Genomic DNA, 13525 nt, shown 5'->3' with positions numbered 1-13525 from the left:
TGGAAATGCATTTAAGGCAAAGGTCAGTTATTAGCCTGGGCCTGCTGGTTATGGCCCTGTTATTTACAGTATTTTTTTACCCCACAGCGGCTATGGCAGGAGAGATTCCCCAGGATAAGGTTAGGATAGGAGTTCAACCGGGTCTAAGCGGTCTTTATAAGGTAGGCTTTCCCACCGGACTTAATATCACTGTCTATAATCAGGATCAAGATCTCAAGGGTTTACTTATTGTAAGACCTGAAAATAATGAGCGAAATTTGATTGGCCCAACCTTATCCACCAGGTTTCAGAGGTCCATCGAAATACCGGCAGGAAGTATGGTTAAAACAAATTTGATGGTGCCGGGGGATTTAGTAAATTCAAACTCTGTTATTCAACTGGTGGTAGACGGCAAGGTAGTTGCTTCCACCCCTATTCAGGGGACGGCAGTGAATGGCGGACTAATTGCCTTAAGTCTGGGGGAGAGACCCTTAAGGGGTGGTATTGCAGCCTGGCTTGATCAGACTTTTGGTGGCCAGACAGCCATTAAGTATTTAGCGCCAAATTACCTGCCCGAGGATACCATAGAACTGACATTGGCGGATATTATCATTGTTGATGAGCAGGCTGTTTCCCAGATAACCCCTAAGCAGGTTGAACTACTAAAGGATTGGGTATCCCTGGGGGGATTGCTGATTATATCTGGTGGTGCAGGTACAGGTACCGGGGGACCCCTGGCGGATATTTCACCTGTAATTGCCGAGGAGCAGAAAATTATTTCCGCTGATCTGGGTGGTCTGAGGATGGTAACCGGCACTATGCAAGTTACCACAGGTAAAGTTGTCCAGGGTGAAGTAACGAGCAAAGCAAACGGGGTAGTTGTTGTAGCCTCCCGGAGTATTGGTAAGGGCCGGGTGATTTATAGTGGGATTCCCCTGGAAAACCTTACCTCAGAATCCGCTGCTGTTTGGCCTGTGGTATTTGGTCAGAAGAATGGGCCAGGTATGGTGGATGTGAAAATGGCCTTGAACGGCAGGCATTTGGGTAACGACATGTTGGGCCATGTGGCCGGATATCTACCCCAGTTAAAAACCCCTCCGGTTCCCCAAGTTGCCCTGGCCTGGTTTGTTTATGTAATAGTTGTAGGTCCAGTCCTTTATTTTGTACTGAAACGCTATGACCGTCGGGATTGGCTTTGGTGGATTATTCCTGCTTGTGCCTTGGTAACCACCACCGTGGTATATTTTATGTCACCGGCCCAGAGGATAAATGCCCCCATAAGTCATACCCTGGCAGTGGTCGAAATATTAAACCCCACCATGGCTGAGATTAATGCAACGGCAGCCTTTATCAGCCCCTATGGGGGGACCCTTAATGTCAAGGGACCCGCCGGCTCGGTGGTATGGCCTGGGCAGGCCTATTATAATAACTCAAAAAAATCACCAATTATCCAATACGATCAGGCAGAGGGGCCTAGAATTTCCTTTCCAGAGGTGGAATATTGGTCTATGCGACAGGCCAGGGCCACTGCTTTAAGGGACAATATCGGCCATGTTGAGGGCCAGTTGGAAATGGATAATGGTAGGATTTTTGGGACCCTGAATAACCACACTTCCATGAACTTAAGGGATTGCCGTATTGTACTGGGTGGAAGATCCTTTGCCCTTGGGGATTTGCCGGCGGGGGGCAGCTTGCAAGTTGATCAAGCCATAAGTAAATGGCCTGTTAGTATAGGGCCAAATCAGTATAGAATGGATATTATCCCCCAACCAAAGCCTGGAGAAAGGGACGAATTGATTCGTGAAAGGCAAATGCTAGATGTGGCACTAAACACCATGCAATCGGATTCCATTACCCAGCCCGTTTTCCTTGGTTGGACGGAAAATCCCTTGGATATGTTTGAGATTATCGCAGCCCAAAAGAAAGAAATAGATTATGGCTTAGCCTTGGTTAAGCAGGAGTTAGCCTTGCATTTCCCCGGGGATAAAGTTATTGAGCTGCCTTCAGATATTGTAAACCACAGAATTATTGAATCCAGGGGAGCCTATAACAAGAATGCCATGGGTTATACCATCTATGAGGGGAGCTTTACCATTAGTCTGGATTTGGATAGACCCTTGCCAAATCAATCGTTAAGGGTAGTAGCTCTGGACTTCCCACGTCAGGAAAGCAGTATGGTGGTCATGAAAATCTATGATTGGCAGGATAATAGGTGGGTTGACCTGCCGGTAGAAGGCTTGACAATTTCAGGTCAAGAACTAAAAAACTATAGTTCCCAAACGGGTGAACTGCGCCTTCAAGTTGAGAAAAAATCCGGTCATGGTCAGCCGGATAAAGTGATACTGCCGGCAGTATCGGTGGAAGGGGTGGTTGGCCAATGAATGCCGTAGAGATTAACAATTTAACTAAAATATATGGCACTAATTATGCACTCCGGGGCTTTAACCTAGACATTGAGGCAGGAAAGGTCTATGGTTTAATTGGTCCTAATGGAGCTGGAAAAACCACAGCCATGTCCATTATGGCCACTTTGCTGGCCCCAGATGGAGGCGCCGTATCGGTTGCCGGTTTTGATGTGTTGAAGGAACCAGCCTCAGTTAGACGGGCAATAGGTTACATGCCAGATTTTTTTGGAGTATACGATGGACTTAAGGCTACGGAATATCTGGAGTTTTATGCCGCAGCCTACCGAATTCCTGCAAAACAGCGCCCCCAGCTTACCAGGGATCTCCTAGAATTAGTTAACCTTTCGGAAAAGGCTGACTGCTATGTGGACCTACTTTCCAGGGGAATGAAACAAAGATTGGCCATGGCCCGTTGCCTAGTGCATGATCCTGCAGTTTTAATTTTGGACGAACCGGCCTCAGGCTTGGACCCCAGGGCCAGGGCAGAGATGAAGGAGGTAGTTCGGCAGCTTAAGAGAATGAATAAAACGGTTCTGATAAGTTCCCACATACTACCTGAATTAGCCGAAATGTGTGATAACATTACAATATTAGAGCAAGGACGGTTAGTGGCCAATGGAACGGTGGAAGAGGTCACTGCTTCACGCCAGGGTGTTAGGGTATTAAAGGTGGATGTTACGGACAGGTTGCCGGAGCTGTTAGATTTCCTGCATGAACAGCCGAATATAGTTAATGTGGATGGGGACCCTGGCTGGGCAAGGATTTCCTTTGCCGGAGATAAAGCTGCCCAAGGGAAGTTGCTTAGGGATATCATGGAGGGTGGCTGGACAGTACTTGAATTTGCCGAGGTTAAGGGAAATTTGGAAGATGCCTTTATGGCGGTAACCGGGGAGGTAGGTTAGTAATGAAGGAATTAAACCCGGTACTGCTCAAGGAGTTACGGCAGAGATTTCGATCCTACCGTTCTTCCCTGGTGGTACTGCTATATTTATTGGTATTAGGGGGCTTCTCTTTAGGATTTATATACTTGAACTGGCGTGGCTCACCGGGCTTCTTTCAACCTGGCAGCAGCAGGGAAATATTTATAGTACTAAGCATGGCCCAACTGGGACTGCTGGCCTTTGTGGTGCCGGGCTTAACTGCCGGGGTAATTAGCGGGGAAAGGGAGAGGCAAACCCTTAATGTTTTGCTGACAACCGATTTGAGCCCCCTTAGTATTGTAACCAGTAAGCTGATTTCAGCCTGCTCCTTTACAGCTCTGCTGCTTTTCGCAACCTTACCTTTATACAGCCTGGTATTTATGTATGGTGGTATGGCGCCTGGGCAAATCATGGGGGTCCTTGGGTTCTTTTTGATATCTATGTTCTTATTTGCCGCCATTGGGGTGGCCTGCTCCACTTATTTTAAAAGAACCGGTGTTAGTACAATTTCTACCTATGGAATTGTGTTCTTTATAGTGGCGGGTACCGGCTTTTTAGCCGCCTTTATCCACGAACTCTATCTATATCAGGCCCGGATATCCATGATTAACATGCTGGAAACTCCCATGGTGGTGCAAATTCTGCAGGATGTAAACCCGGTGTTAGTCATGCTGAGAATTCTAGGGGAAAGGGTTGTAATGGGACCGGGTAGAGAAATGTTATTACCCTATTGGGGAACCTATTTGGTCATGTGCCTGGTTATAGGGGTGGCTCTTGTTTTGTGGAGCGGCTGGAAATTAAGCCCTATAAACAGTGGGAAAAGTCTATTTCGAATTAGATTTAAGTAAATTTGAGGGGCCATAAAAGGATCATCATTGAGATGATCCTTTTATATATTCAAAGCATTTTTATCTATATATTAAATAAGTTCACATGGGAAATATGTTAAAGTGACTTATTATAAAACCAAATAAAAATACATAAAAAATATCAAAAAAAATACTTAGGTTGCCTTGACTTGTGACTAAATTAGCAATAAGATGGGGTTAAATAATAATTTTCAGTAAAATAAAAACATAGCCATAGCGTAATAGGATTACTAATCAACTGAATTTACTGACTATTATAATTATTGCAATAATTACAGAGGAGATAACAACAAACATAGAGACTGATTAAGAAATAATATCAAAATAGCATAACTACTTAAAATATAATAGGTGTTTTTACCTAATGGAGTTAAGCAACTCCCCCGATGTGGATCTCAGCTAATTGATGGTTTAATTTAGGTAACATCATTTAGATGAAAAAACGGGGGGTAAGAATATGGGAACAAGAGCTTATTTTTTAGTTAATGTGGTTGATGAGGTGAATCAGCAGGAATTTGTAAACATCCTAAGGGAACTGGAAGACATGGTGGAAGTTGACTTTGTAGATCCGGTGGTAGGGGAATGGGATATGGTTATCATGATCGAGGCCCCCATTACCGTAGAGGCTGTGGCCAGGAAACTCGAAGGGCTGGCCTGGATAAAAGAACTAAAGACCTTAAAGATAGTAAGCCTTTTTGAAAGGCACAGGGGATCTAAAAAGGAATTGCTGGCCGCTCTCCAACACAAAGGAGAATAGTTATGAAGACAGCTAGTCAATTATCCAAACATACCAGTTCAAGTCCTCTGGCCATTATAGATCAAATTGTACGGGACCACAATTTGGATGAAGGCTCAGCTATAGTAATTCTCCAGCAAATTCAAGCCGCCTTTGGTTATGTGGGAAAGCCAATGCTGGAGAGAGTTTCCCAACTGACCGGGATACCGGCCAGTGTTCTTTATAGTATAGTAACCTTCTATACCCAATTCAGGCTTGAGCCGGTGGGTAAAAACCTTATTCAGGTATGCCATGGTACAGCCTGCCACCTGGCTGGTGCAGAAAGAATATCTGAAGTGCTTCAGCAGGAAACTGGCGTTCCAGAAGGTAAAACCAGTGCTGACGGTAAGTTTACAGTCAAAAAGGTTGCCTGTCTGGGGTGCTGCAGCCTTGGTCCTGTGGTTACCGTAAATGAGGAGACCTTTGCCAGGGTCACACCGGACAAAGCTAGGCAACTGATCAAGGAGAAGCGTGCTAGCTGCCAATGTGGCCACAGCAATACTGAGGAGGTGGCTACAATTGATTAACTCCAATAAAGCCACTGTAACAGTGGGTTTAGCCAGCTGTGGCATAGCTGCAGGGGCCCAGAAGGTATATGATGCCTTTAAGGAGTCCCTGGAAGGACTCCCGGTGCAGTTAGATTTCAGCGGTTGTATGGGTATGTGTTATAAAGAACCCCTGGTGGAGGTTAAAGTTGAGGGTCAGCAATTTATCTACGGCAAGGTTCAGCCGGAACAGGTCAAAAGGATTGTTGAGGAGCATCTGCAGGCAAAGAAGCCAATTACGGAATGGCTTGTAGCTGCAGAACAGTTGGAGACGCCGGATAAGACCTTTCTAGACCGCCAGCAAAGGATTTTACTAAAGTACTGCGGGGTTATAAACCCGGAGACTATAGAAAGCTATTTTACTGTAGATGGATATAAGGCCATTGAAAAGGCCCTTAAGAACATGAGTCCTGAGCAGGTTATAGAGGAGATTAAATTATCGGGTTTAAGGGGTAGGGGGGGCGGAGGCTTTCCCACCGCTACAAAATGGGCCCTCACCAGAAGGTCTCCCGGTAAAGATAAGTATGTTATCTGCAACGCCGATGAAGGTGATCCAGGAGCCTTTATGGATCGCAGTGTACTGGAAAGTAACCCCCATAGCGTATTGGAGGGTATGCTTTTAGCGGGTTATGCCATGGGGGCAAATAACGGCTATATTTATATCCGGGCTGAATACCCACTGGCGGTTAAACGACTAAAGCTTGCCCTTGCAGAGGCCCGAAGTACGGGGTTGCTAGGAGATAATATACTGGATAGCAGTTTTAGTTTTGATATTCAAATCAGGGAAGGGGCCGGTGCCTTTGTATGTGGTGAGGAAACTGCCCTGATCATGTCTATAGAGGGAAAGAGGGGTATGCCCCGTATACGACCGCCATTTCCGTCTGAAGCCGGGTTGTGGGGAAAACCTACTTCCATCAATAATGTGGAGACCTTTGCCAATGTACCTTGGATAATCTTAAATGGAGCCAACTCCTTTAATCAGTATGGCACCGAAACCAGTAAAGGTACTAAGGTATTTGCCCTGGCCGGGAATATTGCCAGGGGTGGCCTCATTGAGGTACCCATGGGTATCACCATAAATGAGATAGTCTATGACATTGGGGGAGGTTTAGCCTCGGGGAAGAAGCTTAAAGCGGTGCAAACGGGGGGGCCATCCGGTGGCTGTATCCCAGCGAGCCTGTCAGATACCCCGGTGGATTACGAATCATTAAGAAAAATCGGAGCAATAATGGGCTCCGGGGGTATGTTAATTATGGATGAGTCCACCTGTATGGTGGATATGGCTAAATTCTTCTTAAATTTCACCCAGGAAGAGTCCTGTGGCAAGTGTACCTTTTGTCGGATTGGTACAAAGCGTATGTTAGAAATATTGGAAAGAATAACCCAGGGTGAAGGGCAGCGGGGAGACATTGAACTCCTGGAGGAATTAGCTGATAAAATTAAAGCCGGTTCCTTATGTGGATTGGGTCAAACAGCACCCAACCCTGTATTAACCACCATTAAGTTTTTCCGGGAAGAATATGAAGCCCATATACTTCACAAATATTGCCCGGCTAAGAAGTGTAAGGCCCTGATCAGCTATGAGGTATTGACTGATAAGTGCAAGGGCTGTGGACGCTGCAGCAAGGAATGTCCTAGTGGTGCCATTGCTGGTGAGAAAAAGAAGCCCTTTACCGTGGAACAGGAAAAGTGTGTCCGCTGCGGTCTCTGTATAAATGTTTGTAAATTTGGGGCCGTTCAGGTGGTATCCGGTAACGGGAAGGGGGCAGGGAAAAATGTCTAGAGTTAAAATATACATTGATGGTAAAGAAACATTTGCAGATAGGGGCAGTAACCTCCTTGAAGTTGCTCGGAAAAACGGTTGCAGGATTCCTTCCCTGTGTCATGACCCCCGGCTCGAACCCTTTGGCTCATGCAGATTATGCCTGGTTGAGGTGGAAGGGGCCAGGGGACCTGTACAGTCCTGTGGAGCTACTGTACAGGAAGGCATGGCTGTTAAAACAAATACAGCAAAGATAAAAGAACTGCGTCGCATGGCCACGGAATTTTTACTGTCAGAGCATTGTGGAGACTGTATTGCACCTTGTCAATTGGCTTGCCCAGCGGAGATAGATATCCAGGGTTTTGTTGCCCACATTGCTAATGGGCAGTCAGGCGAGGCAGCTAAGCTTATCAGAGAAAAGCTACCGCTGCCCTCCTCTGTGGGGCGTGTATGTCCTCGTTTTTGCGAAAAGGAGTGCCGTCGTAATCTAGTGGATGAGCCTGTTTCCATTTGTGCTTTAAAGAGGTTTGCCGGTGATTTTGAATTGGCTGCCGGGATTTCATTTATGCCTAAGGTCAAGGCTGATACTGGCAAACAAGTGGCTGTAGTTGGCGGGGGACCGGCAGGACTGGCCGCAGCCTATTACCTCTCATTGGAGGGGCACCGGGTTACTATTTTCGATGCCGCCCCCAAATTAGGGGGGATGATGCGTTATGGTATTCCTGAATATAGACTTCCCAAGGAAGTTTTGGACCAAGAAATAGAAGTAATCACAAGCCTTTGTGAAAATGTATTTACTAATAAGGTTATGGGCCGTGATTTTACAATCAACCAGTTAAAACTAATGGGTTATGATGCAGTTTTTCTGAGCCTAGGGTCCTGGGCAAACCAAAGCCTGGGTCTGCCTGGAGAAGAGTTAGCAGGTGTTTACTCGGGGATTCAGTTTTTAAGGGAAATTGCTTCAAGTAGAACTGTTCCGGTGGGCAATCGAGTCGTAGTAATAGGTGGAGGTAATACAGCCATGGATGCGGCTCGTACATCGGTAAGATTAGGTGCTGAGGAAGTAACGGTTGTCTATCGCCGCTCCCGTAATGAAATGCCGGCCAGCCTCCATGAGATTGAACAGGCCGAAGAAGAAGGAGTAAATTTTGAATTATTGACGGCACCCGTTGGCTTTATTGGAGAAAATGGCAGGGTCAGGGCCATAAGCTGCATTAGGATGAGACTGGGTGAGCCTGACAGCTCAGGACGCCGTAGGCCTGTGCCGGTACAGGGCTCAGCCTTTGAGATCCCGGTGGACACTGTGATTACAGCAACCGGACAAAAACTAGATTTAACAAGCCTTCAGGGTAGTTCTGAGGTCACCCTTGGGAGAAGAAATGTCATAGAGGTAAATAAAGCTACCCTACAGGGCAACATTGACTGGATATTTGCCGGCGGTGATTGTGTAACGGGACCTGCCACGGTGGTAGAGGCCGTTGCTGCAGGGCGTAGGGCAGCCAGGTCTATTGACCTGTATCTCCAGGATAAAGAAGTGATACCTCAAGAACGAGCATTCAATTGTTCTAAGGGGACTCTAGGTGATTTAGAACCTGAGGAGTTTGAACAGAAGGAGAAGATCCCCAGGGCACCGATACCCACAATGATTCCCGAGAAAAGAAAACATAGCTTTTGTGAATTTGAAGATGTCTATAGTCAAGATATGGCTTTGCAGGAAGCAAATCGCTGCCTATCCTGCGGGTGCTTAGATGTCTTTAATTGTCGGCTTCGTGAGTATGCTACCGAGTTCAAGGTAAATACAGATAGATTGGGTACCGGCAAGAAAACCCATGCTATTTTAGAGGGACACCCCTATATCGTAAGTGATCCAAATAAATGTGTACTTTGTGGCAACTGCATCCGGGTATGCCAGGAGATTATGGGGATAGGAGCTTTGGGCTTTGTAGGACGTGGCTCTGAAACAGTAGTTATGCCATCAATGAATAATCCCCTATCAGAAACCATTTGTACTTCCTGTGCACAGTGTGTTGAAATCTGCCCCACCGGTGCATTAACCATGAAGAACTCCTTGGCAAAACCCGGACCCTGGCGTCTTGAAAAGGTGGAATCAGTCTGCCCCCACTGCAGTATTGGCTGTAGGCTGGATTTAGGGGTAACTGGGGAACAGGTTGTTTCTGTAACATCATCTAAAAAGAATAGTATAGGCTATCTGGGTGACCTATGCGGTAAAGGTTCCTTTGACTATTCTATCATCAAGGGTAGCAGGCGACTCACCAAGCCCCTGGTAAATAAAAAAGGCATTCTTGAAAGTGTGGAATGGACTGAGGCTTTAGAAAAAGCTAAAGAGGTATTCAAGGAGGTCCGGGAATCCGCCGGCCTTGATAGTATTGCAGTGGTTGCTGCACCAGGGTTAACCAATGAGGAAAACTATTTAGCCTATAAGCTTGGACGGACTGTGTTGGGCAGCGATCTTGTATTGGGAGCAGTACCGGCGGCGGTGTTGCCCGGTGTTGCCCGGGAGCAAATTCCTACCTTTACGGATATGGTGAACAGTGATCTGATTTTGGCAGTCAGTGAAAATGGCTTTGAGAAATACCCGGTCATTTCTGCAAAGTTTAGAAGGGCTGTAAAGCAGGGAAGTAAACTTCTGACCTTGAGTTATACCACCACAGGGCAGGATTCCTTAGCTTACGCATCCCTAAAAATCCCTAGGAGAAAATACCAGGATATTTTTCGAGCATTTTCCAACTATGTAATGCAGTATAACCTAATTGATCCTGAGGCTCTCCGGAAATATCCCGGGGAAATTGAGCTGGCCAGAGAAGAATTTGAGGATAATTTCTACCAGTTGGTTAGCTCCCTATGGGTTAAACCCCAAAAAGTTGTTGATTTTATCCATCAAATTATAAGGGCTAATAATCCCGTTATTGTGGTGGATGGGTGCAGTGTGACTAACCAAGAACTGGAGCTTATAAATATTTTTGCTCTAATAACAGGCAACCTGGGTATACAGGGCCGGGGAATAATTACGCTATATCCCCACAGCAACATTCAGGGTCAGCTAAATGTGGGACTTCAACTTGGTGAGACTAACTATTCAAAGCTATTAGAAAAGATTCAAGCTGGCAAGGTTCAAGGACTATTGATAATTGGAGATGGATCTGCTCTAGATCAGCAACTGTTCCAGCCGGAAGTAAGAAAGGTGGTTATAACACCACTGATCAATGAAGGTCTAACAGCTGATGTAATATTACCAGGATCAATTCTGGCAGAGACAAGTGGAAGTGTTACTAATTCTGAAGGTAAGGTCCAAGGATTAATGCCAGCTCTTAGACCTCCAGGAGGCAAAGAAAATTGGCAAATCCTGCTTGAGCTTGCCCAAGCACTGGGCTATGAGATGGGCTATCAGGAACCAAAGAAAATATTTGGGGATATGGTAAATCAAGTGATGAAGAAGTAATAGCTTATCAAGGTGGATGGGAACCATAAAGGGTTCCCATCCTTCCAACATGTTGCTAAGAGGATGGCTGGGCTAGCCGCCGTGAGAGGTGTGTGAGGGCCAATGGGATAACGGATCGAAATCTCAGCTTATTTGTTGAACGTGTTACCAGGGCGCAGGAAGATGAAAGGCTTAGGATATCACGGGAGTTACACGATACAACTATTCAGTCACTTATAATGGTTCTCCACCAAATGGAGAGATATTTGACCAACAACCACGAGCTAAACATAACCCATATGAGATTTTTACTAAATATCCAAGACTCCATTAAGACAATATTGCAGGAGGTTCGCCATTTTAGTCAAAATTTAAGACCTTCAATTATAGATCATTTGGGCCTTCTGCCGGCGATAGAGTTTTTACTACAAAGTTTAGAGAGTAGCTCAACAGTGGCTACTATTTTGAACATTGAGGGACAGAGCAGACCTTTAAATAAAGAAACGGAGCTTGTCGTATTTCGCATCGTTCAGGAGGCACTAAATAACGTTAAAAGACACTCCGAGGCTAATTTAGTTGAAGTTACAATAATTTTTGCCGCAGAAGGAATTCAGTTTACTATTGAGGATAATGGAAAAGGAATGGGGGGTTCCTCTAACATACTGGATTTTATGCAAAGGGGTAAATTAGGTCTGGCTGGGATGTCTGAGAGGGCCAAACTACTAGGTGGAGATATGAAAGTCATATCCTCAGCAGGTAAAGGTACTGTCATTAAGATATGTATTCCAGAAAATCCAACTCCTAACCTGTAACCTTTTACTCAGGGAACTTGAAAGGAGGGAAATAGTGAATAAGATATCTATTATGCTGGCAGATGATCATGTAGTAGTTAGGGAGAGTATTCGCAAGTTTTTAGAGGATGAAGATTTCTTCCAGGTGGTTGGGGAAGCCGGAGATGGCGAAAGTGCGATAAACATGGCTGTAAAGCTTAAGCCAAAAGTAGTGATTATGGATATAGATATGCCGGTAATTAACGGCATTGAAGCTACCAGAAAGATCAAAAAACTATGTCCCGAATGTGCAGTACTTATTCTTACGGCCTATGACTATGAACAGTATGTTTATGCGCTGCCGGAAGTAGGGGCATCGGGATATCTATTGAAAGATGTTAGCGGAAGAGAATTGGTTAATGCCACCCACGCTGTTTGCAGAGGAGAATCAGTATTACACCCGGCAATTGCAGGAAAGGTATTAAAAAGGCTAGGTTCCATAGGTAAACCAGAGGCAGAAAACTCCGATTTCCTAACGGGCAGGGAGAAGGAAGTACTGATTTTAATGGCTGCAGGTTTGAAAAATAAGCAGATTGCTAATAAATTGTTCGTGAGTGTTAGAACCGTAGAGGCACATATGGGCAATATTTATTCCAAATTAGGCGTAAATTCAAGGACAGAAGCCATATTAGCCGCCATGAAAAAGGGCTGGATTAGCTTAAATGAATTGAACCAGGCCAGTAATTCCCTGAACAAAAACAACATACAGTAATTGACAGATTTTCTTGTATACAGTAGAATAAAAGTAACCCTAAAGGGTGTTATTATAAGCCAAAGAAGGGTAATCCCTGATTCAAGGGTTTGGCCTGCAGGCTGTAGATGAGGATTTCCTCCCAGGCAGATGTCGCTGACATTATCAGGGGCCATTAGAACTAGCAGCCATTGATACAGGGGAAAAACTACAGAAGGGGGGACGTACTGAATTGCAGTACACCTCTGGAAAAGGGTAGGTAGTCAGATAGTAGAGATCTGAACTGCCTACCCTTTTACCATTTTAATCTAATGCCGGAAAGCAAGCTTTGCCGTTTAAATAGTTGAATTTCTTACCCTGCCAGGTATTCCTTTCTTCCAGAACACCTTCAATGGACTGCTTGATTTTCCACCAGCTGGTACTCCAATTTGAAAACAACTGATTATCCTGGGGACCTTTCCCCACTAATCGCTGAATAACAATATTTGGGTCTAGGAATTCCAAGAAACTCACAACCCGTTCAATATATTCCTCCAGAGAGATTATAGTAAACTCTTGTCTCTGATACATCTCTGCCAAAACAGTACCCTTGACAACATAGAGGGAGTGAAGTTTAACATAGTGGATACCCAGGGCAGATAATATTTTGGCGTTTTCAATGACGTCAATTTCATTGTCCCAGGGTAAGTTGAGAATGATATGGCAGCAGATTTCAAAGTTCCTTCTCTTTATTCGTTGAACAGCATCAATAAATTCCGCCAGGGTATGGCCTCTGTTAATGGTGTGCAGTGTATGGTAGTTGACTGTTTGTAGGCCCAGCTCAATGTTAATATCCAGATTTGTGCTGTTTGCCAAAGCCTCTAAGAAGTCTAAATATTGCTCATTAATACAATCCGGTCGGGTGGAAATTGATATACCGACCACATCCTGCTCAGCAGCAGCAGCATATATATTTTCCTTAAACTGCTCAAGGGGAAAATATGTATTGGTAAAAGCCTGGAAATAAACAACAAAGCCGCCGGCATTAAAGCGTTTTTTAAAAAAATCTCTATTTTTTTGTATTTGTTGTTTTACCGATAGGGAATTGGGCAGGCATTCAAAGCCGGCTCCTTCTTCATCACAAAATATACAACCGCCTCGACCTAGGGTGCCATCCCTATTGGGACAGGTGCCTGGCAAATTAACCGGCAGTTTATAAACTTTATGACCAAATTTCCTTTGTAGGTGCTCAGAGTATTGTCGGTAACGTGTGGACTTCTCTTGCATTGGTAAATACCTCGAAATTTTCTATTTTAACCTGACTGATAGTA

Annotated in this window: 10 protein-coding genes; 9 read left to right on the top strand and 1 reads right to left on the bottom strand. The window is 45.0% G+C overall.

Annotation, left to right across the window (positions count from 1 at the left end; genetic code table 11):
* Nucleotides 1-5: 5 nt before the first annotated feature.
* From P6N53_RS15170 to P6N53_RS15130, 9 genes are all read left to right on the top strand, one after another.
* Nucleotides 6-2360 (top strand): DUF8725 domain-containing protein, encoded by a 2355-nt coding sequence (locus tag P6N53_RS15170; RefSeq protein WP_304544722.1) that lies wholly within the window; start codon nucleotides 6-8, stop codon nucleotides 2358-2360.
* On the top strand, nucleotides 2357-3286 hold the full coding sequence (locus P6N53_RS15165; RefSeq protein ID WP_304544649.1) for an ABC transporter ATP-binding protein: 930 nt from the start codon (nucleotides 2357-2359) through the stop codon (nucleotides 3284-3286). Before P6N53_RS15170 ends, P6N53_RS15165 begins: the two co-directional genes overlap by 4 nt.
* Before the next feature lie 2 nt (nucleotides 3287-3288).
* Complete coding sequence (locus P6N53_RS15160) at nucleotides 3289-4152, top strand: ABC transporter permease (protein ID WP_304544647.1); 864 nt, start codon at nucleotides 3289-3291, stop codon at nucleotides 4150-4152.
* Nucleotides 4153-4630: 478 nt separating this feature from the next.
* Complete coding sequence (locus P6N53_RS15155; protein WP_304544646.1) at nucleotides 4631-4930, top strand: hypothetical protein; 300 nt, start codon at nucleotides 4631-4633, stop codon at nucleotides 4928-4930.
* Between the two features lie 2 nt (nucleotides 4931-4932).
* A complete protein-coding gene (nuoE, locus tag P6N53_RS15150; RefSeq protein WP_304544645.1) occupies nucleotides 4933-5475 on the top strand; it encodes an NADH-quinone oxidoreductase subunit NuoE in 543 nt (180 codons plus the stop codon).
* On the top strand, nucleotides 5471-7276 hold the full coding sequence (gene nuoF, locus P6N53_RS15145; RefSeq protein WP_304544720.1) for an NADH-quinone oxidoreductase subunit NuoF: 1806 nt from the start codon (nucleotides 5471-5473) through the stop codon (nucleotides 7274-7276). Before nuoE ends, nuoF begins: the two co-directional genes overlap by 5 nt.
* Complete coding sequence (locus tag P6N53_RS15140) at nucleotides 7269-10715, top strand: FAD-dependent oxidoreductase (RefSeq protein WP_304544644.1); 3447 nt, start codon at nucleotides 7269-7271, stop codon at nucleotides 10713-10715. Before nuoF ends, P6N53_RS15140 begins: the two co-directional genes overlap by 8 nt.
* 92 nt (nucleotides 10716-10807) lie before the next feature.
* The gene (locus tag P6N53_RS15135; protein WP_304544643.1) at nucleotides 10808-11506 is read left to right on the top strand and encodes a sensor histidine kinase; all 699 of its coding nucleotides are present in this window, start codon (nucleotides 10808-10810) and stop codon (nucleotides 11504-11506) included.
* A 34-nt stretch (nucleotides 11507-11540) separates the two neighbouring features.
* Nucleotides 11541-12236 carry a response regulator transcription factor gene (locus tag P6N53_RS15130; RefSeq protein ID WP_304544641.1) on the top strand — a complete coding sequence of 232 codons (696 nt, stop codon included), beginning with the start codon at nucleotides 11541-11543 and terminating at the stop codon, nucleotides 12234-12236.
* 282 nt (nucleotides 12237-12518) lie between these two features.
* Here the strand turns inward: P6N53_RS15130 and mnmL are convergent, their stop codons facing one another.
* Nucleotides 12519-13481, bottom strand: a complete 963-nt coding sequence (gene mnmL / locus P6N53_RS15125; RefSeq protein ID WP_304544639.1) for a tRNA modification radical SAM protein MnmL/YtqA — start codon at nucleotides 13479-13481, stop codon at nucleotides 12519-12521.
* Between the last annotated feature and the right edge of the window lie 44 nt (nucleotides 13482-13525).

The sequence above is a fragment of the Desulforamulus aquiferis genome, assembly GCF_030577015.1.
GTDB classification, from domain to species: domain Bacteria; phylum Bacillota; class Desulfotomaculia; order Desulfotomaculales; family Desulfotomaculaceae; genus Desulfotomaculum; species Desulfotomaculum aquiferis.
The sequence above is the reverse complement of the archived record's forward strand: the minus strand, read 5'-3'. Positions and strand labels throughout refer to the sequence as shown.